At 43.6% G+C, this 23,473-nt stretch carries 21 protein-coding genes; 12 read left to right on the top strand and 9 right to left on the bottom strand.

Annotation, left to right across the window (positions count from 1 at the left end):
* The first annotated feature begins 138 nt into the window (after positions 1–138).
* The 6 genes from yccS to AACQ17_RS06445 all read left to right on the top strand — a co-directional run bounded on the left by yccS (position 139) and on the right by AACQ17_RS06445 (position 6,908).
* Complete coding sequence (gene yccS / locus AACQ17_RS06470; RefSeq protein WP_094147586.1) at positions 139–2,292, top strand: YccS family putative transporter; 2,154 nt, start codon at positions 139–141, stop codon at positions 2,290–2,292.
* A gap of 138 nt (positions 2,293–2,430) precedes the next feature.
* Positions 2,431–2,655, top strand: coding sequence for a hypothetical protein (locus AACQ17_RS06465; protein WP_013867905.1), 225 nt, complete (start codon positions 2,431–2,433; stop codon positions 2,653–2,655).
* Between the two features lie 67 nt (positions 2,656–2,722).
* Positions 2,723–3,022 carry a hypothetical protein gene (locus AACQ17_RS06460; RefSeq protein WP_013867906.1) on the top strand — a complete coding sequence of 100 codons (300 nt, stop codon included), beginning with the start codon at positions 2,723–2,725 and terminating at the stop codon, positions 3,020–3,022.
* A gap of 87 nt (positions 3,023–3,109) precedes the next feature.
* Entirely contained in the window at positions 3,110–4,369 is a 1,260-nt protein-coding gene (locus AACQ17_RS06455) for a hydroxymethylglutaryl-CoA reductase (protein ID WP_094147587.1), read from the top strand.
* 185 nt (positions 4,370–4,554) lie between these two features.
* Positions 4,555–6,099, top strand: coding sequence for a glycerol-3-phosphate dehydrogenase (glpD, locus tag AACQ17_RS06450; RefSeq protein WP_017046399.1), 1,545 nt, complete (start codon positions 4,555–4,557; stop codon positions 6,097–6,099).
* 143 nt (positions 6,100–6,242) lie between these two features.
* Complete coding sequence (locus AACQ17_RS06445; protein WP_019282225.1) at positions 6,243–6,908, top strand: PilZ domain-containing protein; 666 nt, start codon at positions 6,243–6,245, stop codon at positions 6,906–6,908.
* Positions 6,909–6,925: 17 nt separating this feature from the next.
* Here AACQ17_RS06445 and luxQ read toward each other — a convergent pair whose 3' ends face one another.
* From luxQ to AACQ17_RS06415, 6 genes are all read right to left on the bottom strand, one after another.
* Complete coding sequence (gene luxQ, locus AACQ17_RS06440) at positions 6,926–9,472, bottom strand: quorum-sensing autoinducer 2 sensor kinase/phosphatase LuxQ (protein WP_094147002.1); 2,547 nt, start codon at positions 9,470–9,472, stop codon at positions 6,926–6,928.
* A 15-nt stretch (positions 9,473–9,487) separates the two neighbouring features.
* Complete coding sequence (locus tag AACQ17_RS06435) at positions 9,488–10,588, bottom strand: autoinducer 2-binding periplasmic protein LuxP (RefSeq protein ID WP_013867911.1); 1,101 nt, start codon at positions 10,586–10,588, stop codon at positions 9,488–9,490.
* A 224-nt stretch (positions 10,589–10,812) separates the two neighbouring features.
* Entirely contained in the window at positions 10,813–11,964 is a 1,152-nt protein-coding gene (locus AACQ17_RS06430; protein ID WP_094147711.1) for a conjugal transfer protein TraF, read from the bottom strand.
* A 95-nt stretch (positions 11,965–12,059) separates the two neighbouring features.
* Positions 12,060–12,383, bottom strand: coding sequence for a GIY-YIG nuclease family protein (locus AACQ17_RS06425; protein ID WP_094147820.1), 324 nt, complete (start codon positions 12,381–12,383; stop codon positions 12,060–12,062).
* Entirely contained in the window at positions 12,384–13,037 is a 654-nt protein-coding gene (locus AACQ17_RS06420; protein WP_094147821.1) for a YceH family protein, read from the bottom strand.
* A gap of 57 nt (positions 13,038–13,094) precedes the next feature.
* The gene (locus tag AACQ17_RS06415) at positions 13,095–13,298 is read right to left on the bottom strand and encodes a hypothetical protein (RefSeq protein WP_026027876.1); all 204 of its coding nucleotides are present in this window, start codon (positions 13,296–13,298) and stop codon (positions 13,095–13,097) included.
* Positions 13,299–13,488: 190 nt separating this feature from the next.
* Between AACQ17_RS06415 and AACQ17_RS06410 the strand changes: the two genes are divergently transcribed.
* Positions 13,489–13,806 (top strand): DUF496 family protein, encoded by a 318-nt coding sequence (locus tag AACQ17_RS06410; protein ID WP_010319897.1) that lies wholly within the window; start codon positions 13,489–13,491, stop codon positions 13,804–13,806.
* Positions 13,807–14,113: 307 nt separating this feature from the next.
* Positions 14,114–14,365, top strand: a complete 252-nt coding sequence (locus tag AACQ17_RS06405; RefSeq protein ID WP_013867916.1) for a YgjV family protein — start codon at positions 14,114–14,116, stop codon at positions 14,363–14,365.
* A 149-nt stretch (positions 14,366–14,514) separates the two neighbouring features.
* Here AACQ17_RS06405 and glpK read toward each other — a convergent pair whose 3' ends face one another.
* Positions 14,515–16,035: a glycerol kinase GlpK gene (gene glpK / locus AACQ17_RS06400; protein ID WP_026029114.1), complete on the bottom strand. Its 1,521-nt coding sequence runs from the start codon at positions 16,033–16,035 to the stop codon at positions 14,515–14,517.
* A 52-nt stretch (positions 16,036–16,087) separates the two neighbouring features.
* Positions 16,088–16,942, bottom strand: a complete 855-nt coding sequence (locus AACQ17_RS06395; RefSeq protein ID WP_010319894.1) for an MIP/aquaporin family protein — start codon at positions 16,940–16,942, stop codon at positions 16,088–16,090.
* Positions 16,943–17,471: 529 nt separating this feature from the next.
* Here AACQ17_RS06395 and glpA point away from each other — a divergent pair.
* Genes glpA through glpC form a run of 3 tightly spaced genes read left to right on the top strand, consistent with a single transcriptional unit; the run spans position 17,472 to position 21,654 of the window.
* Positions 17,472–19,121: an anaerobic glycerol-3-phosphate dehydrogenase subunit A gene (glpA, locus tag AACQ17_RS06390; protein ID WP_094147822.1), complete on the top strand. Its 1,650-nt coding sequence runs from the start codon at positions 17,472–17,474 to the stop codon at positions 19,119–19,121.
* On the top strand, positions 19,118–20,431 hold the full coding sequence (gene glpB / locus AACQ17_RS06385; RefSeq protein ID WP_017047242.1) for a glycerol-3-phosphate dehydrogenase subunit GlpB: 1,314 nt from the start codon (positions 19,118–19,120) through the stop codon (positions 20,429–20,431). Before glpA ends, glpB begins: the two co-directional genes overlap by 4 nt.
* Positions 20,428–21,654, top strand: coding sequence for an anaerobic glycerol-3-phosphate dehydrogenase subunit GlpC (gene glpC / locus AACQ17_RS06380; RefSeq protein WP_013867920.1), 1,227 nt, complete (start codon positions 20,428–20,430; stop codon positions 21,652–21,654). The genes glpB and glpC overlap by 4 nt, the downstream gene beginning before the upstream one ends.
* 89 nt (positions 21,655–21,743) lie before the next feature.
* On the opposite strand, the gene AACQ17_RS06375 is transcribed toward glpC, so the two are convergent.
* The gene (locus tag AACQ17_RS06375) at positions 21,744–22,835 is read right to left on the bottom strand and encodes a ketoacyl-ACP synthase III (protein WP_064626233.1); all 1,092 of its coding nucleotides are present in this window, start codon (positions 22,833–22,835) and stop codon (positions 21,744–21,746) included.
* A gap of 189 nt (positions 22,836–23,024) precedes the next feature.
* Here AACQ17_RS06375 and trxC point away from each other — a divergent pair, with 189 nt between their 5' ends.
* Positions 23,025–23,459 carry a thioredoxin TrxC gene (gene trxC, locus AACQ17_RS06370; RefSeq protein WP_094167763.1) on the top strand — a complete coding sequence of 145 codons (435 nt, stop codon included), beginning with the start codon at positions 23,025–23,027 and terminating at the stop codon, positions 23,457–23,459.
* The last annotated feature ends 14 nt before the right edge of the window (positions 23,460–23,473 follow it).

Below are 23,473 nucleotides of genomic sequence, written 5' to 3'. Positions count from 1 at the left end.
ACAGTGGGCATTGAAAAATTAATGTCAAGATTACTGTTGTTGATTTTGTAATCAAGTAGACGTTTTTCTTTATCTTGATCAGAGTGTTAATCAACGCTTCTGCTACACTATGGTTTTCTTTTTGGATGTTGAAGTATCGTGCCGCTCTCTAGCAAAATTCGCCTTTATTGGGCGAATAAAACTGTCAATTACAGCATTCTCATTTTGATCACTCTATTAGGCGTGGTCATTCCTGCGTGGCACTACAACCTCAATACTTGGATTACGCCACTGATCCTTGGCGTGATTGCCGCAGCACTGGCTGAAAGTGATGACAGTTTCAGTGGACGGTTAAAATCCCTCACTCTGACATTTATCTGCTTTGCTATCGCTGCATTTTCCATCGAACTGCTTTTCCATACCCCGCCACTGTTTGCGATTGGGTTATTTATCTCCTCGTTTGGTTTTATCATTCTTGGCGCAATTGGCCCACGTTATGCCAGCATCGCCTTTGGCTCCTTACTTATCGCCATCTACACCATGTTGGGTGCACACCAAAGCGTGAATTTGTGGTTTCAACCCGTTTTGCTCCTGACGGGTGCCGCTTGGTATTACTTCATGTCGATGATTTGGCATATGTTTTGGCCAATGCAACCAGTACAACAAAGCTTAGCGAATGTTTTTTTGCAATTGGCCAATTATCTTGAGTCCAAAAGCCATCTGTTCCATCCCGTATCGAACTTAGTCCCTCAGCCATATCGAATTGCTGAAGCCAATTTAAACGCGGCAACGGTTACCGCACTCAATCAATGTAAAGCCACTTTGTTGAGTCGTTCAAAAAGAGGCCATATTGATGGTGCCAGTGACCGATTTCTCAACATCTATTTTATGGCACAAGATATCCATGAACGTGTCAATTCAAGTCATTATCGCTATCAAGAGCTTGCCGAACACTTTGGCCGCTCAGATGTGCTGTTTCGCTTTAAACATTTATTAGAAACACAGGCTAAAGCCTGCCGTGAAATAGCCCAATCGATTCAGTTAGGGCGAAGCTATCAGCACCATTCAGAGTCAATTATGGCTTTGGATGAATTGCAAAGCTCATTAAACTACCTACAAGAACAACAACGCCCTGACTGGCGGGTGTCACTAGCGCAATTAGGTTATCTTTTCAATAACTTAGCAACCGTAGAAAAGCAACTCAATAACGTTAACAACCCTGATGCTAACAAGCTCGAAGAGGGCATGTTGTATGATACAGAAGCCCACACTCTTAAAGCCATGTGGTTACGGGTGAAGGCAAATCTGCATAAAGATTCCATGCTATTTCGTCATGCGCTGCGTATGTCTATTGCACTCACTATTGGTTACGGAATCATCCAAGGTTTTGGTATTGAACGAGGCTATTGGATTTTACTCACGACACTGTTTGTTTGTCAGCCAAACTACTCAGCCACTCGGCAAAAACTGACGGCCCGAATCATTGGCACGTTATCGGGGCTGTTTTTAGGCGTGCTGCTATTAACCTTGTTCCCATCGCCAGAAAGCCAATTGGTCTTTATCGTACTATCAGGTGTGATGTTTTTCGCCTTTAGATTAAACAACTACGGCTATGCGACTGGCTTTATTACTCTTTTAGTGCTGTTTTGCTTTAATCAATTGGGTGAAGGTTACGCCGTGGTACTGCCTCGGCTTACCGATACTCTGATTGGCTGCGCATTGGCCGTCGCAGCGGTAGTGCTGATCCTCCCTGACTGGCAATCAAAACGATTACATAAAGTCATGGCGGATGCGATCGATGCCAACAAAGCCTATTTGGGACAGATTATTGGTCAGTACCGCATCGGTAAAAAAGACAACTTGAGCTATCGCATCTCACGGCGCAATGCCCACAACCAAGACGCAAATTTAACCGCAGCGATCAGTAATATGCTGGCAGAACCGGGTAAATATCGCGCGGCAATCGATGAAAGCTTCCGTTTTCTGACACTGAACCATGCACTGCTCAGCTATATCTCTGCTCTTGGAGCCCATCGGACACGCATCGAAGATGAAGCAACGCACCAACTGGTACTTGAAACTCACCGAGTGATCCACCAACACCTAGATGTGTTGCACAAACAACTTTATGAACATTGTGATGAATGCGATACCAGCGACATTGACGATGCAGGCTTAGAGAAACGCTTAGCCGAATGGCGTGAAGAAGATGAAAGCTCGGTAAGAATGGTCTTACAACAGCTGCACCTTATTTATCGCATGCTACCTGAGCTTCACTCTCTCGCCAGTAAGTTTGCCGTCCGTGTAAACTAGCAATTGTCGTAATAATGAGAGCGGCTCAATTTCGGGCGGCTCTCACCTTTCTCTTGTTATAACTTGACATTTTTCGGACAAAAAATCGCCACGTCGAGAATAATCTCAGATTAAGTATTTTCTTACAGGTGTAAGGCCATGAAAGGACATCAAACTTACCGCGGTGAGAAGGCAGCGCATTTTTTACTGAGGCATGAGTCGATGACGCATAATCAATTTGAGTCTTTAAAATCACAATTACAGCATTTAACACCTCAACAACTGCGTTTATTACAAGGCGAGATAAAGCACTCTTTGGAAAATGAATCGAATAATTTACTCACTGATGATGAGCTGAATGTGCTTTCGAGCCTCTTTTCCTAGTCACGAATTTCTTCTTGTGCAAAAAGTAAACGGAGCCTAAACTTTAGACATCGACGAGGATAAGCTTATGTCTATATCTGGTGTTCATTCTGGCTATCAACTGATCAATCAGTCAAATAAAATGGCTGAGGATGCGGCTCGTGAGCTCAATATGGAAAAAGACATCTCTCCTGTTGATAAAGCGGACAAAGCGCTTGCTTTTAATAAAGTTGAGTTTGATAAAGTTGTTGCTAAAGCTGAAGAAAAACCTGAAGAAATTGATAGCCTACTAAAATTGAACCAAGCTACACAATATAACCGCATTGGCACCAATATTATCCAACGAGATCAAGACATGCTGGGTTCAATATTGGATATCCAAGCCTAACTCTTCACACAACTTGCAACACAAGCAAATATTGTGTTTATGTGCATGGTGAGTACAATGCCCGCAAATTCTTTACCATGATTCGCTATGCCTAAGCTAAACCTGCATCGAAGAGATTATGTTTTTATTTTGGGTGGTGATATATCAGCCCAGCAGCTAGAGCAAATACTCCAACCCAAGCTCACTTCTCCAACGCTCAAATTAACACCAAGTCCGTATTTAACCGCAAAAAATGTAGAACGCCGTTGGCAAGTACTTAACACGCGAACGAGCAAAAGTGCGCTTTTAGATGACTCAACAGAGCAAGATATGCTCAGCTACCACAAAAATATTGAGCATTTTATTGGCACAGTCAAAGTTCCAGTTGGGATCGCAGGGCCATTACGAATCAACGGACTGTTTGCCAAAGGTGATTATCTCGTCCCGCTAGCTACAACCGAAGCCGCTTTGGTTGCCTCTTATCATCGTGGTGCAAAACTGCTCACTGCGGCAGGAGGTGCAAGCGCCATGTTGTTAAATGAAGGCGTTACTCGCACGCCAGGCTTTGCATTTTATAACTTAATCGAAGCTGGGCAGTTTGTGGCGTGGATAGTGACTCAATATGACCACTTTAAACAAGTTGCAGAAAACACGACAGCACACGGAAAACTGTCAGACATTAATGTCAATATTGAAGGGAACCATGTCTACCTCGTGTTTGAGTTTTTAACCGGCGATGCATCAGGGCAAAACATGGTCACTATTGCCACCAATGCCGTGTTCCAAACCATTCTGGCGAATACTCCTGTGCAGCCTGAATACGCATTCCTTGATGGCAACCTATCGGGTGATAAAAAAGCCACTAGCCAAACACTGCGTAGTGTGAGAGGAAAAAAAGTGACTGCCGAGGTGCATTTATCTGCCGAACTCATCCATAAACATCTGCATACGACGCCACAGTCTATGATGCAATTTGGCCAAATGACGACTGTTGGTGGAGCATTAAGCGGCGCGATAGGCATTAACGCGCATTACGCTAATGCACTCGCTGCTTTGTATATTGCCTGTGGGCAAGACGCCGCTTGCGTTGCTGAATCGGCAATTGGTATGACACGCATGGAAGTGGACAAAAATGGTGGTTTGTACGCCAGTGTAACCTTACCCAATTTAATGTTAGGGACCGTTGGTGGCGGTACAGGGTTACCGAGTCAAAAGGCATGTTTGGATATTCTCGGTCTGCACGGTACTGGTCATTCGCAAGCGTTAGCCGAAGTGGCAGCATCACTCTGTCTGGCTGGTGAACTTTCTATTGTCGGTGCGTTCTGCGCTGGCCATTTTTCACGCGCCCATCGCAAACTCGCTCGTTAAGGTATTGCCTCTCACAATAAAAAAGGCGCTACGTATTCACGTAACGCCTTTTTTATTGGTTAAGTGAGCATATACATTAGAAAATAATGATCGAGATCAAAATAAAAAAACAAAAAACTAACTATTTCGACTAAAAAATGGTTTCATACGAACATTACAGAACAAAAACGAAATAGGTACGCTCAATGAACAACCATTCTGTTTGCAACTCGATTGAAGCCGAAAACAATGTGCTCGACATTATTGTTGTCGGTGGCGGTATCAATGGGGCAGGCATCGCCGTAGATGCTGCTGGCCGCGGGCTGAAAGTTGGCCTGTATGAAGCAAAAGACTTTGCTAGCGCTACCTCTTCTGCGAGCTCAAAATTAATTCATGGTGGGTTGAGATACCTAGAACATTATGAATTTCGTTTAGTCGGTGAGTCATTGGCTGAACGCGAAGTACTGTTGCGCAAAGCGCCTCACATTGCAAAACCAATGCGATTTCGTCTACCACACCGCCCTTTTCTAAGACCTGCTTGGATGATTCGTGCCGGACTTTTTCTTTATGACCATTTAGGCAAACGAACCTCACTACCTGCCAGCAAAAAAATAGCCCTTAACGCGGGTGTGGTGACTAAAAATGAGATGAAAATGGGTTTCGAATACTCAGACTGCTGGGTCGATGATGCTCGTTTAGTGATACTGAATGCGATGCAAGCACGTGAACTCGGTTCCGAAGTAAAAAACTATTGCCGCGTTGAATCAGCTCGTCGTGTTGACGATTTATGGCATGTGACTTTGTTTGATGAAAAAACACAAACTCGTTTTACTCGCCGCAGTCACGCGCTTGTCAACGCAACAGGTCCTTGGGTTAAACAGTTCATTGATGAGCAGATTGAAATTACTTCTCCCTACGGTATCCGGCTTATCAAAGGATCACATATTATCGTGCCGAAAATTCACGATGAAGAGCAGGCGTATATTTTACAAAACGAAGATAAACGGATCGTCTTTGTGATCCCCTATCTTGATCACTATTCAATGATAGGCACCACCGATGTCGAATACCGAGGTGATCCTCGTCAAGTGAAAATTAGCGTCGAAGAAAAACAGTACTTATTGGATGTTGTGAATAAGCACTTTATCCATCAGGTCACATTAGATGATATTGTGGCTGACTTCAGCGGTGTACGCCCGCTATGTGATGACGAGTCTGACTCACCACAAGCCATTACTCGGGACTATACACTCTCATTGGATCAACAAGCTGATAATGCGCCACTACTTTCTATTTTTGGTGGAAAGTTAACCACTTATCGCAAGTTAGCTGAATCTGCTATGGGTCAATTAAAACCATTTTTTAATCAAATGTCTGACAGTTGGACCGCAAACAAACCACTGCCTGGTGGAGAAGCCTTTTATCCAGCACAGCTCAAACAGCAGCTTGAGCAGCGCTTCCCAGATCTTGATAAAGCGACCATTAACCGCTGGATCACTAATTATGGTAGCCGAGCTTCGGTGATGCTCGATAATGTGCAAAGTAGTTCTGATCTGGGTAAACATTTTGCGTTTGGGCTCTATCAATGCGAAGTCGATTATCTCTTACATTATGAATTTGCTTCTTCATGTGAAGATATCCTATGGCGCAGAAGTAAACTCGGCTTAACATTTAACACTGAACAAATTGATCAGTTAAATGATTATATCGACCAATCATCAACTTGCGAATGTCAACGCATCAGTGCTTAACACAAGATGTAGCCACTAGAATTAAACTTGAGAAAAGCTCTTAGAAACATGATCTTCTGAGAGTTTTTTACTTTTTCTTAGTAGGTGACGTAAAAATCACGGGGTATAGTAAAGCTATATTTCCGTAACGACGATGCCACTCAATGCCAATTCCGAATACTAACAGCGACGATCTCATCAAACTCCTTAAGCCATGCATGAAAATCCTCGTCACTATTGAATTCGGACCTGAGGATTCTTACAGCTTTTCAACGACAATTGTCGGATGCAAACGTGAAAGATACGTACTGATCGATATGCCCGTTAAAGCTCGTGAAGACTTGGTGATGCGAAAAATAGTTAATATCCAAATCATTTTGCGTGGGATTTGTGACACTGAATTAGGTCATATACTCGCGTTCAAAACCTCGATTATTCGTAGTATTTCTAAACCGTTCGGATTACTGTTTATCAAGTTTCCTAAGCACTTTGTGACCAAACCAATCCGTGAGCACGAGCGCTATAAACTCTCTTTGCCAGCCGTTATGCATGAAGGAGAGCATCAATTTAAAGGGAAATTGATCGACTTTTCTATTTCTGGCTGCGCGCTATTTATTCCTGGCTTGCACCATTTAGAAAAAGATATGTTTATTGAGATAAAGTCCACACTCTCCCCACTTCTACCACAAGATCTCGCTTGCCAAATCGTCAGTGTGCGTCAACAAGGTAAAGGAATGTTAGTAGGCGTTAAATTTCTTGAATCAATTGCAATGACAGCTGCATTGAAAAAAGAAATATTAGAACGCGCTTTTATGGCTGGTAGCGTATAAGAATGTTGCGCGGTGCTTTATTTCTGCCGTTTTTGGAAGTGACAAAAAGCCTCATGCAATGCTTTCTCTTTGATAGGTTTAACTATCACATACTCTGCACCTGCGGCCATAAATGCTTCGTTAGTCGATTGCATACCATCAGCTGTACACGCATAAATAGGTACATCCATCATCAACTCATGTTTGATCAAATGGGTTGTTTCAACCCCACCTAAGTAAGGCAGTTGGTTATCCATTAAGATAAGATCCACTGGATGATCTTTCACATAATCAATCGCCTGTAGACCATCCTCTACTCTTGTCACTTCCATACCGTATTTTTTGCAAAATGCTTGAGCAATAAAAGCGTTGGTATGATTATCTTCGACTAGCAACACTTTGATTGGTTTTTCAAACATTTCATGTGGCGGCGCGCGCTCATAAGATGGTATATCCTTCCCGCAGTCACTGACGACAACCAGCGGGAGTTCAACAGAAAATGTAGTACCTACTCCAAATTGGCTTTTCACGTTTACGGCACCACCAAGCATCTCAATTAAGCTTTTGACAATCGCAAGCCCCAAACCACTACCGCCGTATTCTCGTGTGGTGTTTGATTCTACTTGAGTAAAAGGCTCAAAAATAAGCGCGAGATCTTGCTCTCTGATGCCGATACCTGTATCACTAATCGAAATAAACAATTGGTGGTTATTCTTTTGCTGGAACTCAATGCTAATCAACCCATTATGGGTAAACTTAGTCGCATTATTTAATAAATTAAACAGAATTTGGTTCAGGCGGACTTGATCGCTATGGATCATCATATCAGGCGGAATATTGCTCTTTAGGCTGAACTCAATCTCTTTTTCGGCACATAATGGCCGATAGATACTTTCCACGGCAGAGATGACCTCAACCAGCTTAAAGTCAGACTCTTGAATTCTAAACTGTCCCTGCTCTATCTTTGAAAAATCAAGGATATCATTCAGCACCGCCAATAAATGTTCACCACTACTGCATAACACATTCACTTGTTCAAGTTGCTCATGGTCACTGATTTCACGCTTAAGTAATTGAGAAACCCCTAAAATTCCATTCAATGGTGTTCTCAGCTCATGGCTCATTTTTGCAAGAAATTCAGCACGAATACGCGCCGACTCTTCCGCTTCTTGTCTTGCGAGTCGGCTCTGTTTGGCCGCCTCAGCGATTGTCGTAATATCTTGTCCTTGAGTGATGATTGACTCAATTCTCTGCTCAAAAATAATGGGCGATAAATTCCAGCGAAAAACCTTGTTGCCAACTTCAACGTTTATCTCTCGGAACGTTTCCTGTTCAACCGCAAGGCGTATCTTTGGCTGCAGTTCTTGCTTTAATGCATCAAGAATGCATTGCTGTTGATCATTGCGACGCATGAAATATTTCTTTGCTGATGGGTTCATTTTGATGATATCACCGTCGATACTCCATACTATGATGGGCGAAAGTGAAAAATTGAACAGATCTTCAAATTGTTTTTCTTGCTCAGATAAACGTTGAAATGTGTGTTCTAGCGTTCTGCCGAAGTGATCAAATTCATAGATTTTAGAACCAGAAAAAAGCTCATAACTCCCAGCTTCTGCAGCTTTGTGGGTGTAATTCATCAAGCTACTGATTTCATTTTTGACACGCTGCTGTAACCACCAACGTGTCAAAATAGAGACTATCACCATCGCAAAAAGGGCAAAAATCATCCAAAAAAAATAATTTTCACGTAATTGCAATACGTTCTCATTGCTCTGCACACTGAGGACGTTAATATAAATTGGTACGCCTTCTATGGTTAACGCGGTACGGCTTACCATGTAATCGGCAAAACTATAGGCGTCAAAATTATCTTCTAAAACATCACGTTCCGTGTAGGTCTCATCACCATTAATTGTTGAGGCTAAGACCTTTTCACCCGTCGTCATCACAAGATTTTCTGAGTTACTCCCTTCACGTAATGTTTCTGCCAGCACGTAATTGTTGTTAAGTACGGTAGCAAGATGCAAAAAACCAATCACCTCTCCGGACTGCGAGTCAATAACGGGAGTACGTCTGACCATTAGGTAGGCATAGCCCAATTGAGAGGGCGATTTGATCATATGCCAGTTATTACTTAATGCGACTTTACGAGACATGTTTACCAGCTCGCTTTGTTCAATACCATAAAACTGAGCATTGCCATCTTCCCACATCAGGCTGTCAGAATCAGAAATGAAACGAATGTCAGGCGTGTTGGCTACTTCTAGCTGGTCAACTCCAAAAAAGAACTGATCAATGCTGTCATTATCGCCCTTACGAATTGCTTTAACTAAACCTGCATTTTTTGCGCTGCTATCTTGGTTTATCTGCAGTAATGAAAGACGGAAGTTAAAGAGGTTCTGGATGAGACTAGAGGTTTGAGAAGCCGTACGTTGTACTTCTTGAGCAATGATTTTGCTACTGATCTGATAACTTTGAAATAAAACGCTGAGCGTCAATGCGCCAATCACCGCAATCATTGATTTGGTGATCACGGTAGCTATCTTTTGTTTTTTCTTGACGGTGCTTGACCTTAAACTCATTAATGACTCGATATATCAATGGTCAGAGTAACGAAATGCTCGTTTTTTGAGCTTTTCAATATACGCTGAAGAGACCTCTTTGGTTACCAACTCAAAATCACCTGAGTAAACCGTAGGTACCGGCTTTCCTTCAAGATCCCACTTAATGGCTTCCGCCATAGCAACACCGGCATCATCATTGACACGCATGATAGTCACATCAAGTGTGCTATTTTGCAGCGCGTCCAATTCAGCCTCACCACCGCCCCAGCCGTTTAACGTAATATCTTCTCTATTTTGCTGCTGCAACGCATCCATGGCACCGAGTGCAACATCAGTAGAGCATGCGTAAATAAAATTAATATCTGGTGTTTGTTTAAGAATACGCAAAGTTGCATCAAATGCACTATCTCGTGTCGCTTTTGTATAAAACGAAGAGGCCAAGTGATATTTGCTGTCTCGACTCATTTCTTGGATAAAACTATCACCGCGTGCATCGCTGACATAGCCTTCAGAATAATAGAGTACGGAATAAGCACTATTCTTTGGCGCCGACTTTTTGTAGTAATCCACCAGTTTCATTGTGCCAATTTCATGATCAAACCCCACGTACATAAAAGGCTGGCGATCTCCCCAACTTTTTACTGGCGTAGTGATATTTTGCAGAATGATTTTGGTTTGATTTGAACTTAACAACTGCTCGATAAATTTACGGTGACGGATGGTATCAAGCGTAAACACCAAGTAATCGGATTTGTTTCTGATCGCTTCCATCAACGATAAACTTTGTTGGCGAATATCGACATTCGGACGAGTGAATACTTGGTTAATTTGGTATCTAATCCCAAGTTCGTCTAAACGCATCTCAAAGGCTTTGATATTGCGCGCCCAATAATCGGAAACTTGTTGACCTGGATAAACAACAGAAATATGAATAGGTTTATCTTGCTCTATTGAGAGTACAGCGGGAGGTTGACGCACTGCCTGTATCATCTGGTCGGTAAGAGCCTGTTGCGCAGGATTAAGATCTAAAAACTCTTGATATCGCCAATAGCCATTTAAAACTTGCGCTGCAGCCTGAGTGGAGGCTGCCAAACTGACACTGAACACAAATGAAAGGAGCAGGATTTTTCTCATGGCATTCTCATTACACTAACTTCTGGATTTAATGACACACAATGGCTGATTTCGCACTCATCATATTCTCGGACTACCCAATGAAGGATCAAACAAGTAGCCCGTATATCATCTTGATTATTAAGTATGTTCCTCATAAATGATAGTGCAAACCACTAAAAAAGCTGACTTGCACTCATAACCGCTCATTTACTAAACAAAAGTATCAGAATGCTTTCCTATACTTAAAAGGTGAAAGCTAAATTTCCAGAAATGCCAAATTGATTATCTCCAGCATAGTTTCCTGCAAGATCGAAACTGACAAGATCTCCGGGGCTGATGCCAATGCCAAACGTCACGGCGTTGTCCAAAGTGTCTTCTAAATCGATTTCATAACCCGCACGAAGCTGTGCCCATCCCCAAGCATTACCTTCTAAGCCAAAGCGTAGGTATTGTGTATCATCTTTTTGGTCTTGGAAACGACTCTGCTTTGTTGCATCTAAATCGATTGCAGCAGTGAAAAACTCAGTGACATATCCACCCGAGATTGTGACTTGCGTATCCAAATCATATGAGCTTAAACCATCAATGGTTTTTAATTCTTGAGCAAAAAGATCCTTTACCGCAACACCCACTCGAAAATCGTTAATTAACCATACAGCCCCTAAATCAAGATTGAAGGCATTATCGTTCGTTTCGCTTTTGTCATAATCAGCAAGATCGAATTCTTTTACCGAAACATTTTGCTTATAGGTTCTTAATTGTTGAATTTTAGGCGTAATGCCAAATGAAAATTGTTGGCCACGAATGTTGTATATTTTGGCCAGTGCTAGGCCAAATTCTGAGTAACCAAATGCAATCAGATCAACGGTTGAATTTTTATAACGATTCTCAACGTCGGTGCCGCTACTGCCTGTATTTGCCGCAATATCAGAACGCGCAATCACCTCCGCGTGCCCACGCGCAAAAATATTAAGTGAAACTAGATCGAGAGGAATTGCTATCGCCATACCAATGCCCGCCGATGCAGCAAGAGGTTTGTCATCGGCAAGCTGGTCTAAATACTGATTAAGTTTATCAATATCACTTTGATTGGGTGTACCGGAATTTTCAAACGCTTTGATGCTATCTTGCAGGTCATCAATGGATTTTAGGCTTTTGTCTGGGTCTCTAGCCGCACCACCTACCGCAGGGAAAAGCACGCCAAACGTGTCATTATTCCGATACACGGCCACCAAAGCAGGATTATAGAATGGGGCTAGCAGATAATCGGCCGTTGTTACGCCAGTATTCCCCATTCCATTACCACGTGCGTCAGCTATCGTGTTCGCCGCTTGTGCAGAAGCACAAGCCAAAAAGAGCAACGAGACCACTGACCATTTGTTGTAACTGTTCATATTGCAACCAACCTTGTTGTTATTATTCCTTAAACAAGGTTAATACAATTTTTTACATTGCACATGAAATTGGCGAATAATGCCGCTGACCAAACCTAATCGTCACCAAAATCATCCATGCCACTAACAGAGAAATGAAAATTCTCTTGCCCTGCCACCAACTGTTCTTTTTGCAATTTGGTCAGTTTTTTAATCGCTAGCTCAGTTTTTAAAGCGAGGCTTTTACCGCCTTCTACACGTTGAGACCAAACCAATAATAACGGCCCTTTACCTCGTAACGCTTTTGCACCCTTCCCTGTTTGGTGTTGTACAAAGCGTCGTTCAACATCCGTTGTAATACCGCAATACAGTGCTTGATGGCGGGTTCGAACCAAATAAACCCACCAGTCCGGGCTATCTTTGTGGGAAACCTTATTCACTTACAGTAAGCTTTCCACCAAAGCGCGTAACTCGGCGACTTCATTTTTTAATGCGTGAACCTCATGTTCAAGCTGATCAATACGAGCAGTCGCCCCACCTTCCGGAGCATGAGCAAAGGTTTGCTCTAAACTTTCAACGTCAACCTCTCCAGAAAAGAGATGTTGATAACGCGACTCTCGCTTACCCGGTTCACGTGGCAGCTTCACCACCAGCGGGCCTGATTCACGGTTGGCTAAACCGTCTAAAGTAGTTTCGACTTCTTTTACATCGGTAAAACTGCATAATCGGTTAGTGCGAGTGCGCAACTCTCCCGGCGTTTGTGGCCCACGCAGCAGCATGCAGCACACCAAACCAAGCTCTTGATTTGACAGCTTTAAATCGCCAAATTCGGTATTGCAGAAACGGTGCTGATATTTGCTCACTCGGCTATTAAAACCACTTTCATCACTCATCAGGTGACGAGCGATCAAGCCCTCAGCGGCATCTTGAACCTCAGCTTCGGTTAATGACAGCACTGGCTCACGGTTACTTTTTTGGTTACATGCGGTGGTCAAGCTGTTGAGCGTTAATGGGTAGTAATCAGGCGTGGTCACTTCTTTTTCAATTAAGCAGCCAATAATTCGTGCTTCTAGGGGAGAGAGCTCAATGTTCATTATAATTTCCTTTTTTCTAAGCGGAGTTTCCTAATTGAGGCCACAATCGATGTTGCATTAGTGTTCTAACAACAGTGAAATTCGGATGATTTTCCCATTGCTATCAATCATCACAATCTTTGCACGGCTTAACTCTAACTCGGTCATCTCCAGCTTCTCACGTTCGCTAATATAAGCTTCACGCAATTTAACACTGTGATGCAGTTCAGCGTTTGCAGGTACATCCTTTCTTTTAGGTACTAAAATTTCTGAAAGTTGCATCTCTAAATACCATAAGATAGCGATTTGAAAGGTACATGATATAGCGCCTATCCGTACCAATACAATCACTCATGACTAGAGTGATTATTTCTTAATCAAGAGTGAGTCAGGATTGATCTAAAGGCTGTTATGAATCAGCTCGATATGATTTAATCAATGGCATTGACATTCAAGTTGGGAAAAGGAACCTATGAGTATCGTATTTGAAATTGTTAACCAAGCTCGCCGTAAAAATAAACTGAAACGTGAACTGCTAGATAACGAGAAAAAAGTTCGTGATAACCGTAAAAGAGTTGAATTGCTTGAAAACTTACTCGATTACATGAAACCGGATATGACCCACGAAGAAGTCATGGCGATCATCAATAACATGAAAGCCGATTACGAAGATCGCGTCGATGATCACATCATCAAAAGCGCAGAAATTTCAAAAGAGCGCCGTGATATTAGCCGTCGTATCCGCGAGCTGACCGATAAAGATAAACAAATGACTCAAGGCAAAAAGTAAAATTGATGCCGACCATCTTCGAAACCCGTCTTAAGACGGGTTTTTTTATGGCCAAAACATTCACAAAACAAATCAATATTTCTATCAACAAAAAGTGCGATAAATTTTATGTGATAGACATTAAACGTTTGCGTAATCGCTAACCTTCACCGAACCTAGTTTTGAGTCTTTTATCACATATTAGCTATTGTTATATTTATACACAGTAAATCAATTATGACCATTCGAGGCACGGAGCTTCCTCACTTATCTCACGGCGAGAAGATTGGTACCGACATCGTTCGGCATATATTAAGAGGGTCAAATTATGGAAATGAATGTGGTTGAAATTTTGGGCTATGCAGCTTCGATCATGGTGGCAATCTCGCTGACAATGAAAGATATCGTTAAACTGCGTATTCTTAACTTTGTTGGTTGTGCACTGTTTACCGCTTACGGACTAATGATTGATTCATGGCCTGTAGTGCTCACCAACGGTTTTATCGCCTGCGTAAACATCTACTTTTTAGCAAAGATGCAACGAGAAAAAAAAACGGCTGACGCCAAAAGCGCTGCATGATAAACCCAAAATAATAAAAATTGACGTGTAAAAAAATGCTCTGCCACGATGACAGAGCATTTTTTATCGATAAATCAGAGAGCAAAAGCATAAATAGCCAAGCAAAAAGCCTCTAGCAGGGGGATACATAGAGGTCATAAGGCTAAGTATTACTCTTCGTCATCGTGCATAGTTGCCCAAGCTTGAGCACATTTCACCGCACGTTTCCAACCTTTATAGCGACGATCGCGCTTCTCTTCATCTTGATGAGGAACGAATGTTTTATCGATCACGGCTTTATCAGCAAGCTCATCCAAGCTTCCCCAAAAGCCAACCGCAAGACCAGCTAAATAGGCTGCTCCTAGCGCGGTCACTTCCGTCACTTTAGGACGGTGTACTTCGGTATCAAGCACATCTGATTGGAATTGCATTAAGAAATTATTGGCTACCGCGCCACCGTCTACGCGTAACGCAGACAGTTTGATGCCAGAATCAGCTTGCATTGCATCAAGTACATCACGTGTTTGGTAAGCGACACTTTCCAAGGTCGCACGAATAATATGGTTCGAATTCACGCCACGCGTTAAACCAACAATCGTACCACGGGCATAAGCATCCCAATACGGCGCGCCTAAACCAGTAAACGCTGGCACAACATAAACGCCGTTGGCCGTATCAACTTTCGTAGCGAAATATTCTGAGTCATGCGCATCTGAAATCAGTTTCAATTCATCACGCAACCATTGAATCGATGCACCGCCCATAAAGACTGCACCTTCAAGCGCGTAGTGAGGTTCACCAGCAGGGCCACAAGCTAGAGTTGTTAGCAAGCCATTATGTGAGGTGACTTTCTCTTTACCTGTGTTCATCAATAAGAAACAGCCAGTGCCGTAAGTATTTTTTGCTTGGCCCGCCTCAACACACATCTGCCCATAAAGCGCAGCTTGCTGGTCACCCGCAATTCCAGCAATAGGAATACGTGTCCCGCCTTTACCACCAATGTTGGTTTGGCCGTAAACTTCGGAAGATTTCTTCACTTCAGGCATCATAGACAAAGGAATATCAAACTCTTTTAGGATTTTCTCATCCCAATGCAAGTTGTTGATATTGAAAAGCATAGTGCGAGATGCATTGGTATAATCCGTAACGTGAACACGGCCTTGTGTCATGTTCCAAACGAGCCACGAGTCAATTGTACCAAACAGCAGTTTTCCAGCCTCGGCGTCTTCACGAGCCCCTTCGACATTATCCAAAATCCATTTGATTTTGGTGCCAGAGAAGTAAGGGTCAAGCACTAGGCCTGTATTCTCGCGAATGTACTCTTCTAGCCCTGGGCGTGCTTTCAATTCTTCACAAATGGATGCGGTACGTCGACATTGCCATACAATCGCATTGTAGACTGGTTTACCCGTTTCTTTGTTCCACACCACCGTAGTTTCACGTTGGTTGGTAATACCAATCGCCGCAATTTCATCACTGCGAATACCAGCTTTGCCAAGTGCTTCTACTAGTGTCGAACTTTGCGTCGCATAAATTTCCAGTGGATCATGTTCAACCCAGCCAGCTTGAGGGTAGATCTGGGTAAATTCACGCTGAGAAACACTGACAATGTTAGCATCATGATCTAACACTACAGCACGTGAGCTTGTTGTTCCTTGGTCAAGGGCAACAATATATTTCTGCTCAGTCATGGTCTTTTCCTTATCTTTCACGTTAATCGTTTTATGAAGTGTTATCGTTATTTTAGACGTGAGCTTGCTCACTTTCTTCTACGTCATCACACTGGTTTGGAATGGTGCAGCCTACGCCGACAGTGGGTAAGTACGCGCCAATAAATTTAGGGTAAGCCCATGCCCCAAAACAGGCACCAGCAATAGGGGCAATGATAGGTACGATGAAGTATGGGATATCTTTTGCACCTGTTAGTGCGTAGTCCCAGCCAGCTAAGTAGGCAAACAATTTAGGGCCAAAATCACGCGCAGGGTTCATCGCAAAGCCAGTCAATGGGCCAAGTGAACCACCGATAACCGCAATCAGAATACCAATCAGCAATGGGTTCATTGCATTGCGATGTGCGCCGTTATTTTCATCACCTAGTGCCAAAATAGCGAACATTAATACTGCTGTGATGACAAATTCGACCGCCAATGCACCAACAAATGATAATGAAGCATTAGGGTAGGTAGAAAAAATACCCGCTGTGGCTAACGCTTCTTGACTGCTACGTACAAAATTGTGTGCGATTTCATAATCAGTAAAAAGGTTGCTGTACAAGCCGTAAACCAGAGCAGCAGAGCAAAATGCACCGAGCATTTGCGCCGCAATATAGGGAAGTACTTTTGCTTTGTTGAAGCCGTGGAAGGCGGCCAGTGCAATGGTCACCGCCGGATTAATGTGAGCTCCAGAAACACCCGCAGTGCAATAGATGGCAATTGCCACACCTAAGCCCCACATGATGCTGATTTCCCACTGACCAAATTGTGCGCCAGTAAGAACTAAGGCAGCAACACAGCCTACACCGAAAAAAATCAGCAATCCGGTGCCGATAAACTCCGCGATACACTCTCCGAGAAGAGTATGTTGTTTTGTTCGAGTCATAGTAAGTGTCCTTGTTTATTTTTTGTGTACACAATGTTTGTGTGTGGCAAATTTTGCACATTTTTCTTCCCACGAAAATTAAAAAACAGCATTTATGAGCGTTCGAACACAATTTTGTTACTTGCAATATCGTTTTTTGTTAATTAACTCATTATTTTGATCTTCTGCTCATTAACGCAGAGCTTAACAAATGATAGGAAACTAAGGGTGTCTCTATAAACAACGACATAATCAAGTGCAATAACGGATAGAGATATGATTTCATACTGCTAAGAGAGGCATGATGATGAAGTCATCGGATCAGCTCGTAAGCGCATTTGTTCTCTAAAATCCACTCCAGTTGTTAAATTAACCCAACCTAAATTGTTAAACCGTTCATCATTTTGATATGAAATAACATACAAAGATAAAATTACCGCCAAAATGAAACACAATTTCGCTCATTCGCGCTTTTGTGAGCAACATATCGAACATTTTCTATTGAAAATGCCACACTAAATATAAGTTTTTCATCGAATAAGGTTTCACCATGACCACAACCACACGATTTGAAACCGATGTTGTTATCATTGGTGGCGGAGCAACCGGTACTGGGATCATGCGCGACTGCGCACTGCGTGGCATTGCGTGTATTTTGCTAGAAAAGGATGATATTGCTTCTGGTACCACCGGGCGAAATCACGGTTTATTACACTCAGGGGCACGTTACGCAGTTACCGATCCTGAATCGGCCAAAGAGTGCATCCAAGAGAATCAAATTTTAAAAAATATCGCTAGACATTGTGTAGAGAAAACCGACGGCCTGTTCATTACTCTGCCTGAAGACGATCTTGCTTTTCAGAGCACGTTTATCGACGCGTGCGCTCAAGCTGGGATTACAACCGAGCCGCTTTCTGCCAAAGAAGCACTGCGTTTAGAGCCTCACGTTAATCCAAACCTTGTTGGCGCGATCAAAGTACCCGATGGCACACTCGATCCTTTTCGTTTATGCGCTTCCAATGTGCTAGACGCCAAAGAGCATGGTGCGCGGATTATGAACAGGACCATTGTAACGTCGCTGATTCGCCAAGGTGACACAGTATTAGGCGTACGCTGTTTACAGCTGAGCACTCATCAACAGTATGAGATTTTCGCCAAAGAAGTGATTAACGCAGCTGGAATATGGGGACAAAACATCTGTGAATACGCCGATCTCAACATCAAAATGTTCCCCGCGAAAGGCTCATTGCTGATCCTTGATTATCGTATCAACAACCTTGTGATCAACCGCTGTCGCAAGCCTTCTGATGCCGATATTCTTGTCCCTGGTGATACCATTTCACTTATCGGTACTACCTCTGAACACATTGACTACGACCAAATTGACAACCTGCACGTGACTGAAAAAGAGGTCGATATACTACTGGCCGAAGGCGCGAAACTGGCCCCCATCATGGCGAATACTCGTGTACTACGCGCTTATGCAGGTGTGCGTCCATTGGTCTCTATTAATGATGATGGCAGCGGCCGAAATATCAGTCGCGGCATCGTATTACTTGACCACGAACAACGCGATGGATTGAAAGGCCTCACCACGATTACAGGCGGTAAATTAATGACTTACCGCCTAATGGCAGAATGGGCGACCGATTTAGTCGCCAAAAAACTGGGCAATAATACCCCTTGCGAAACTCATACTCGCGCCCTACCCGGCTCCAACGAAACTCCAAAACAGGTCAAAAAAACCGCCAGCATTGCCAAACCCGTCTATGAATCGGCTATTTATCGCCATGGTGAGCGCGCACAAAATTTCTTATCTGATGATGCAAAGAGCCAAGCGGTTATTTGTGAATGTGAAATGGTGACCGCGGGCGAAATTGAATACGCAATTAAACAACTCGATGTAAATAACTTGGTCGATTTACGTCGCCGCACTCGTTTAGGTATGGGGCCGTGCCAAGGAGAGCTTTGCAGCTATCGCGCCGCCAGCTTATTTCAAGAATATGGTCACGTTTCGGGAAACCAATCGAGCCAACTGTTGGTTGAGTTTTTAGAAGAGCGCTGGAAAGGCATTAAACCGATTTTCTGGGGAGATGCACTGCGCGAGGCTGAATTCAGTTACTGGATTTACGAAGGCTTGTTCGGAGCCAATGACATTCCAACGCAACACAAGCAAAATGAAAGTGAGGAGACGTTATGATGAAATACGACGTCACAATTATCGGTGGTGGAATTGCAGGTTACAGTGCAGGTCTTCGCTGCTTACAAGCGGGCCTAAAAACAGCACTGATCAGTCAAGGCCAAAGTGCTCTGCATTTTTCATCCGGTTCCATCGATGTTCTGGGTAAACTGCCTAGCGGCGAAGCGGTTGAATCCCCTTTGCTCGCCATGGAAGCATTACGTCAACAAGCCCCGAATCACCCTTACAGTAAAATTGGCGCTGACACTATTTCGCAAGGGTTAATGTGGTTTCAAAAAACGCTGCAGCAGCGCGGCATGCCGCTGACACACCAAGCGGATAATAGTAACCACTATCGCATTACTCCGATGGGGACACTGAAAGCCACTTGGTTATCACAACCTTATGTTTATCAACATAAAACGAATGCTGATTTCAAGCGTATTGTGCTGCTCGCCATCGATGGTTATCGAGATTTTCAACCACATATGCTGCAAGATAACTTACGCGCTCTACCTGCATTTTCGGCTATCCCAAGTGAGATCATCAATATCACGATTCCGGGTTTCGAAGCACTTCGCCATAATCCCAACGAACTGCGATCCATCGATATTGCTCGTTTGCTCAAACAACCACATGCATGGCGCAGTTTTTGTGATCAACTGATCCGTCATGCCACTGTGCAAGATCTAGTGATCCTACCTGCCATCATGGGCAATGGTGATGGGTTAACCTTACTGAACAAACTCAAATTGGAAACCAACTTGCAGTTGCATGAAGTCCCGACCATGCCGCCATCATTAATGGGCATCCGCATTGAAGAGACACTCAGCCGAGCTTTTTTAACCATGGGTGGTACCCATTTAAAAGGCGATAAAGTCATCAGTGGTGAATTTGATGGCAACCGTTTAACCGCCATTCATACTCAAAATCTCAATGATATGCCGATTCAAGCTGACCATTTCGTGATGGCTACAGGGAGCTATTTCAGCCAAGGTTTACAGGCTTCTCATCACGGTATTAGCGAACCCGTGTTCCAATTAGAGACGGAAAGCTGTCATGATCGCGCTCTATGGCGAAACCATGCCTTTTTCTCGGCAAACTCTCACCCTTTCATGACCTTTGGTGTGCTGACCAACACGTCACTGAACCCAACTCATCAAGGTAATATCATTACCAATTTATACTGCTGTGGTTCGATGCTCGCGGGTTATGATCCTGTCTTTGAAGGCAGCGGTGGAGGCGTTGCTATTGCCAGCGCTTACCACGCTACCTCTCAAATTATGGCTCAAACTCAATCTCGACCCGTCATTCAGGAGGTATTAGTATGAGCACCTCTTTTGTTGAAGCCGCACCCAAAAATACCTCTTTTGATCAATGCATCAAATGCACTGTTTGTACCGTTTATTGCCCGGTTGCTAAAGCAAACCCACTCTATCCGGGGCCAAAACAGTGCGGGCCGGATGGCGAACGCTTGAGGATTAAAAGCGCAGAGTATTATGACGACCTACTCAAGCTCTGCACCAACTGCAAACGGTGTGAAACCGCCTGTCCTTCCGGAGTAAAAATTGGCGATATCATTGCTGTGGCGCGTGGCAAACATGGTAAAAAAACGCTGAGTCCAAAGCTGGTGCGTGATTACGTGCTGAGCCATACCGATCTTTTTGGCACGATCGCCACACCATTTGCACCGATTGTGAACGCTGCTACGGCTATGCCGATGGTAAAAAAACTGATGCACAAGACCATTGGTGTGCACGATCATAAATCACTTCCCAAATATTCACACGGCACGTTTCGTCGTTGGTTTAAGCAGAACTGCACACGCCAACCCCTGTATAACCGGCAAGTGACCTATTTCCACGGCTGCTACGTTAACTATAACCACCCGCAGTTAGGTAAAGATTTTGTCTCTGTGATGAATGCGATGAATATCGGCGTACGGTTACTGGATAACGAGAAATGCTGTGGTGTACCGCTGATTGCCAATGGTTTTCACGATAAAGCACGTAAAAATGCGCTATTGAATGTGAAAAATATCGAAGCCGCGGTAGTTGATCGTCAAACGACGCTCCTCTCCACCTCATCAACGTGTTCGTTTACCTTACAACAAGAATACCCTCATGTTTTAGGGGTTGATAATAGTAAGGTGGTCAAACAAATCGAGTACGTCACGCGCTTTCTACTCAAAGAGTTCATGAGCGGTAATGCGCCTAAAATGAAACCCGTTAACTTGAAAGTGGTTTACCACACCCCTTGCCACCTTGAACGCAGCGGTAATGTCATTTTTACCATTGAATTATTAAAAATGATCCCAGGATTGGAGTTAGTGGTCTTAGACAGCGAATGCTGCGGCTTAGCGGGAACCTACGGTTTTAAAGAAGAGAACTATGACGTTTCAATGAAAATTGGCGCGCACCTGTTTGATGCAATCAAAACATCGCAAGCTGACTATGCGATTACCGATTGTGAAACCTGTAAATGGCAAATTGAAGAAAATACCGCGTTAGAAACCATTCATCCAATTAGCCTGCTCGCCATGGCGATTGCCTAGTTTACACACCTAGCATTGAGAGTAAAACAGGCCACATTGTGGCCTGTTTTCATACTGCTTGTAGTGTGTGAACATTTGTTTTCTAAACGTTATTTAGATAGCGGGCGCTGCTGGCAGTGCTCAATTGCATTGGCCAATAATTCTAACGCACTGGACTGACACTCTGGTAACTGCGCTTGGCTACGGCTAATCGCGGTAACACGCTCGCCCCATTTGATGTGCCCAGCCCCCCAAGTTAAGCCCGCCCCGAAAGCGGCCACCAGCAGGTTATCATTCGGTTTGATTTTCCCTTGTTCAACCGCTTCACACAATGCAATAGGTACGGTCGCGGCAGACGTATTACCATAGTGTTGAATGTTAACGAATGCTTTATCTTGGCTAATACCTGATAAGTCACACAAGGTTTGAATGATGCGAATATTCGCTTGATGCGGGATCACCACATCGACTTGTTCGGTTGAAAGACCGGAACGCGCCAACACAGTTTGCGCCGCTGCGCCCATGCCTCGAACCGCGCGTTTAAAAATCTCTTTCCCAACAAAATCAAAATCCCAATACCCATTGTCAGCGGCAAAACGATCCATCGATGAGCCAAATTTAGGCACCGCCAAAATATCACGCCCTTCTGCATCACAACCGATTTGTGCATCTTGCAAACCCACTACTTTATCGGTTTTACTCAAGACAACAGCACCAGCACCGTCACCAAACAACACGGCGGTATCACGTTTGGTCCAATCAATGTAAAAAGAGAGACGCTCAGCACCCACCACTAACGCATGGCGGTAATGGCTTGCTTGCATTAAACGCGTCGCAGTTTCTAATCCATAAACAAAACCGGTACAAGCTGCATTTAAGTCAAAAGCGGCTGCATTTTTAATCCCAAGGTTCTGCTGCACTTTCGAGGCAATATTTGGGATAAGAGAATCTGGCGAACAGGTTGCGATGATGATGAGATCAATCTCAGTTGCATCAATCCCAGCACAAGCGATGGCGTGTTGGGCAGCCACCGTAGCTAAATCCGAGGTATTCACATGGCTAATGCGGCGCTGTTCAATCCCGGTGCGAGTTTTAATCCACTCATCGGAAGTTTCAATAAAGGTGCTAAGATCATGGTTTGAGAGCGTTGCAGGTGGTAGGCATTTACCCCAACCTGTAATTTCGGCATAGAATTTTGTCATTGTTAACCTGTTTTTGTTGTATTTTCTAATGCAATCCAAAGACCTAAAATTAAAAACTCATCGTATGAAAGAGAAATGAGACTCAAAAGGTCCTTTTGATGTCAGTCAGTATACGCGCTTTTGCTCCGACGTTAAGTCTAGTGCGTTAAATGCGACTGGAGCAAAACACAAAAATAAAGAGAGGAAACCATGTCAACATTTAATACTCGTTGTCCTTCGTGTCACGCAATGAACCGAGTTCCGATAGAACGAGTGACAGAAAGCCCAAATTGCGGTAAATGCCAAGCTCCCCTATTTGATGGAGCGCCCATTGAAGGAACGGAAGCCAATTTCGAAGCACTACTTAATAGTCGCCAACCCGTTGTCGTCGATTTCTGGGCACCTTGGTGTAATCCGTGTGTGGGTTTTGCTCCTGTATTCAGTGATGCTGCGACGGAACGAAAAGGAAACATTCGCTTTATAAAAATTGATACTGAAAGTGAACAAAGCCTCGCCACAAAATTTCAAATTCGCAGCATTCCAACCATTATGGTGTTTAAAAATGGTCAACGAGTCGATATGATCAATGGCGCTTTACCAAAAAGTCAATTTGATCAATGGTTAAGCCAAGCCATATTGAAATAATCCATCATTATAAC

The organism is Vibrio sp. V10_P2A27P122, from assembly GCF_963874335.1.
Classification (GTDB): domain Bacteria; phylum Pseudomonadota; class Gammaproteobacteria; order Enterobacterales; family Vibrionaceae; genus Vibrio; species Vibrio anguillarum.
This window is presented reverse-complemented; position numbering and strand designations above follow the sequence as displayed.

What these genes read in the sequence shown, in the direction of transcription:
- AACQ17_RS06375 (WP_064626233.1), bottom strand. Translation starts at nt 22,835, where the DNA reads ATGACAAAATTCTATGCCGAAATTACAGGTTGGGGTAAATGCCTACCA.
- glpB (WP_017047242.1), top strand. Translation starts at nt 19,118, where the DNA reads ATGATGAAATACGACGTCACAATTATCGGTGGTGGAATTGCAGGTTAC.
- glpA (WP_094147822.1), top strand. Translation starts at nt 17,472, where the DNA reads ATGACCACAACCACACGATTTGAAACCGATGTTGTTATCATTGGTGGC.
- AACQ17_RS06430 (WP_094147711.1), bottom strand. Translation starts at nt 11,964, where the DNA reads ATGAACAGTTACAACAAATGGTCAGTGGTCTCGTTGCTCTTTTTGGCT.
- AACQ17_RS06455 (WP_094147587.1), top strand. Translation starts at nt 3,110, where the DNA reads ATGCCTAAGCTAAACCTGCATCGAAGAGATTATGTTTTTATTTTGGGT.
- trxC (WP_094167763.1), top strand. Translation starts at nt 23,025, where the DNA reads ATGTCAACATTTAATACTCGTTGTCCTTCGTGTCACGCAATGAACCGA.
- AACQ17_RS06415 (WP_026027876.1), bottom strand. Translation starts at nt 13,298, where the DNA reads ATGCAACTTTCAGAAATTTTAGTACCTAAAAGAAAGGATGTACCTGCA.
- AACQ17_RS06435 (WP_013867911.1), bottom strand. Translation starts at nt 10,588, where the DNA reads ATGAGAAAAATCCTGCTCCTTTCATTTGTGTTCAGTGTCAGTTTGGCA.
- AACQ17_RS06410 (WP_010319897.1), top strand. Translation starts at nt 13,489, where the DNA reads ATGAGTATCGTATTTGAAATTGTTAACCAAGCTCGCCGTAAAAATAAA.
- glpK (WP_026029114.1), bottom strand. Translation starts at nt 16,035, where the DNA reads ATGACTGAGCAGAAATATATTGTTGCCCTTGACCAAGGAACAACAAGC.
- AACQ17_RS06465 (WP_013867905.1), top strand. Translation starts at nt 2,431, where the DNA reads ATGAAAGGACATCAAACTTACCGCGGTGAGAAGGCAGCGCATTTTTTA.
- AACQ17_RS06460 (WP_013867906.1), top strand. Translation starts at nt 2,723, where the DNA reads ATGTCTATATCTGGTGTTCATTCTGGCTATCAACTGATCAATCAGTCA.
- luxQ (WP_094147002.1), bottom strand. Translation starts at nt 9,472, where the DNA reads ATGAGTTTAAGGTCAAGCACCGTCAAGAAAAAACAAAAGATAGCTACC.
- glpD (WP_017046399.1), top strand. Translation starts at nt 4,555, where the DNA reads ATGAACAACCATTCTGTTTGCAACTCGATTGAAGCCGAAAACAATGTG.
- glpC (WP_013867920.1), top strand. Translation starts at nt 20,428, where the DNA reads ATGAGCACCTCTTTTGTTGAAGCCGCACCCAAAAATACCTCTTTTGAT.
- AACQ17_RS06395 (WP_010319894.1), bottom strand. Translation starts at nt 16,942, where the DNA reads ATGACTCGAACAAAACAACATACTCTTCTCGGAGAGTGTATCGCGGAG.
- AACQ17_RS06420 (WP_094147821.1), bottom strand. Translation starts at nt 13,037, where the DNA reads ATGAACATTGAGCTCTCTCCCCTAGAAGCACGAATTATTGGCTGCTTA.
- AACQ17_RS06445 (WP_019282225.1), top strand. Translation starts at nt 6,243, where the DNA reads ATGCCAATTCCGAATACTAACAGCGACGATCTCATCAAACTCCTTAAG.
- AACQ17_RS06405 (WP_013867916.1), top strand. Translation starts at nt 14,114, where the DNA reads ATGGAAATGAATGTGGTTGAAATTTTGGGCTATGCAGCTTCGATCATG.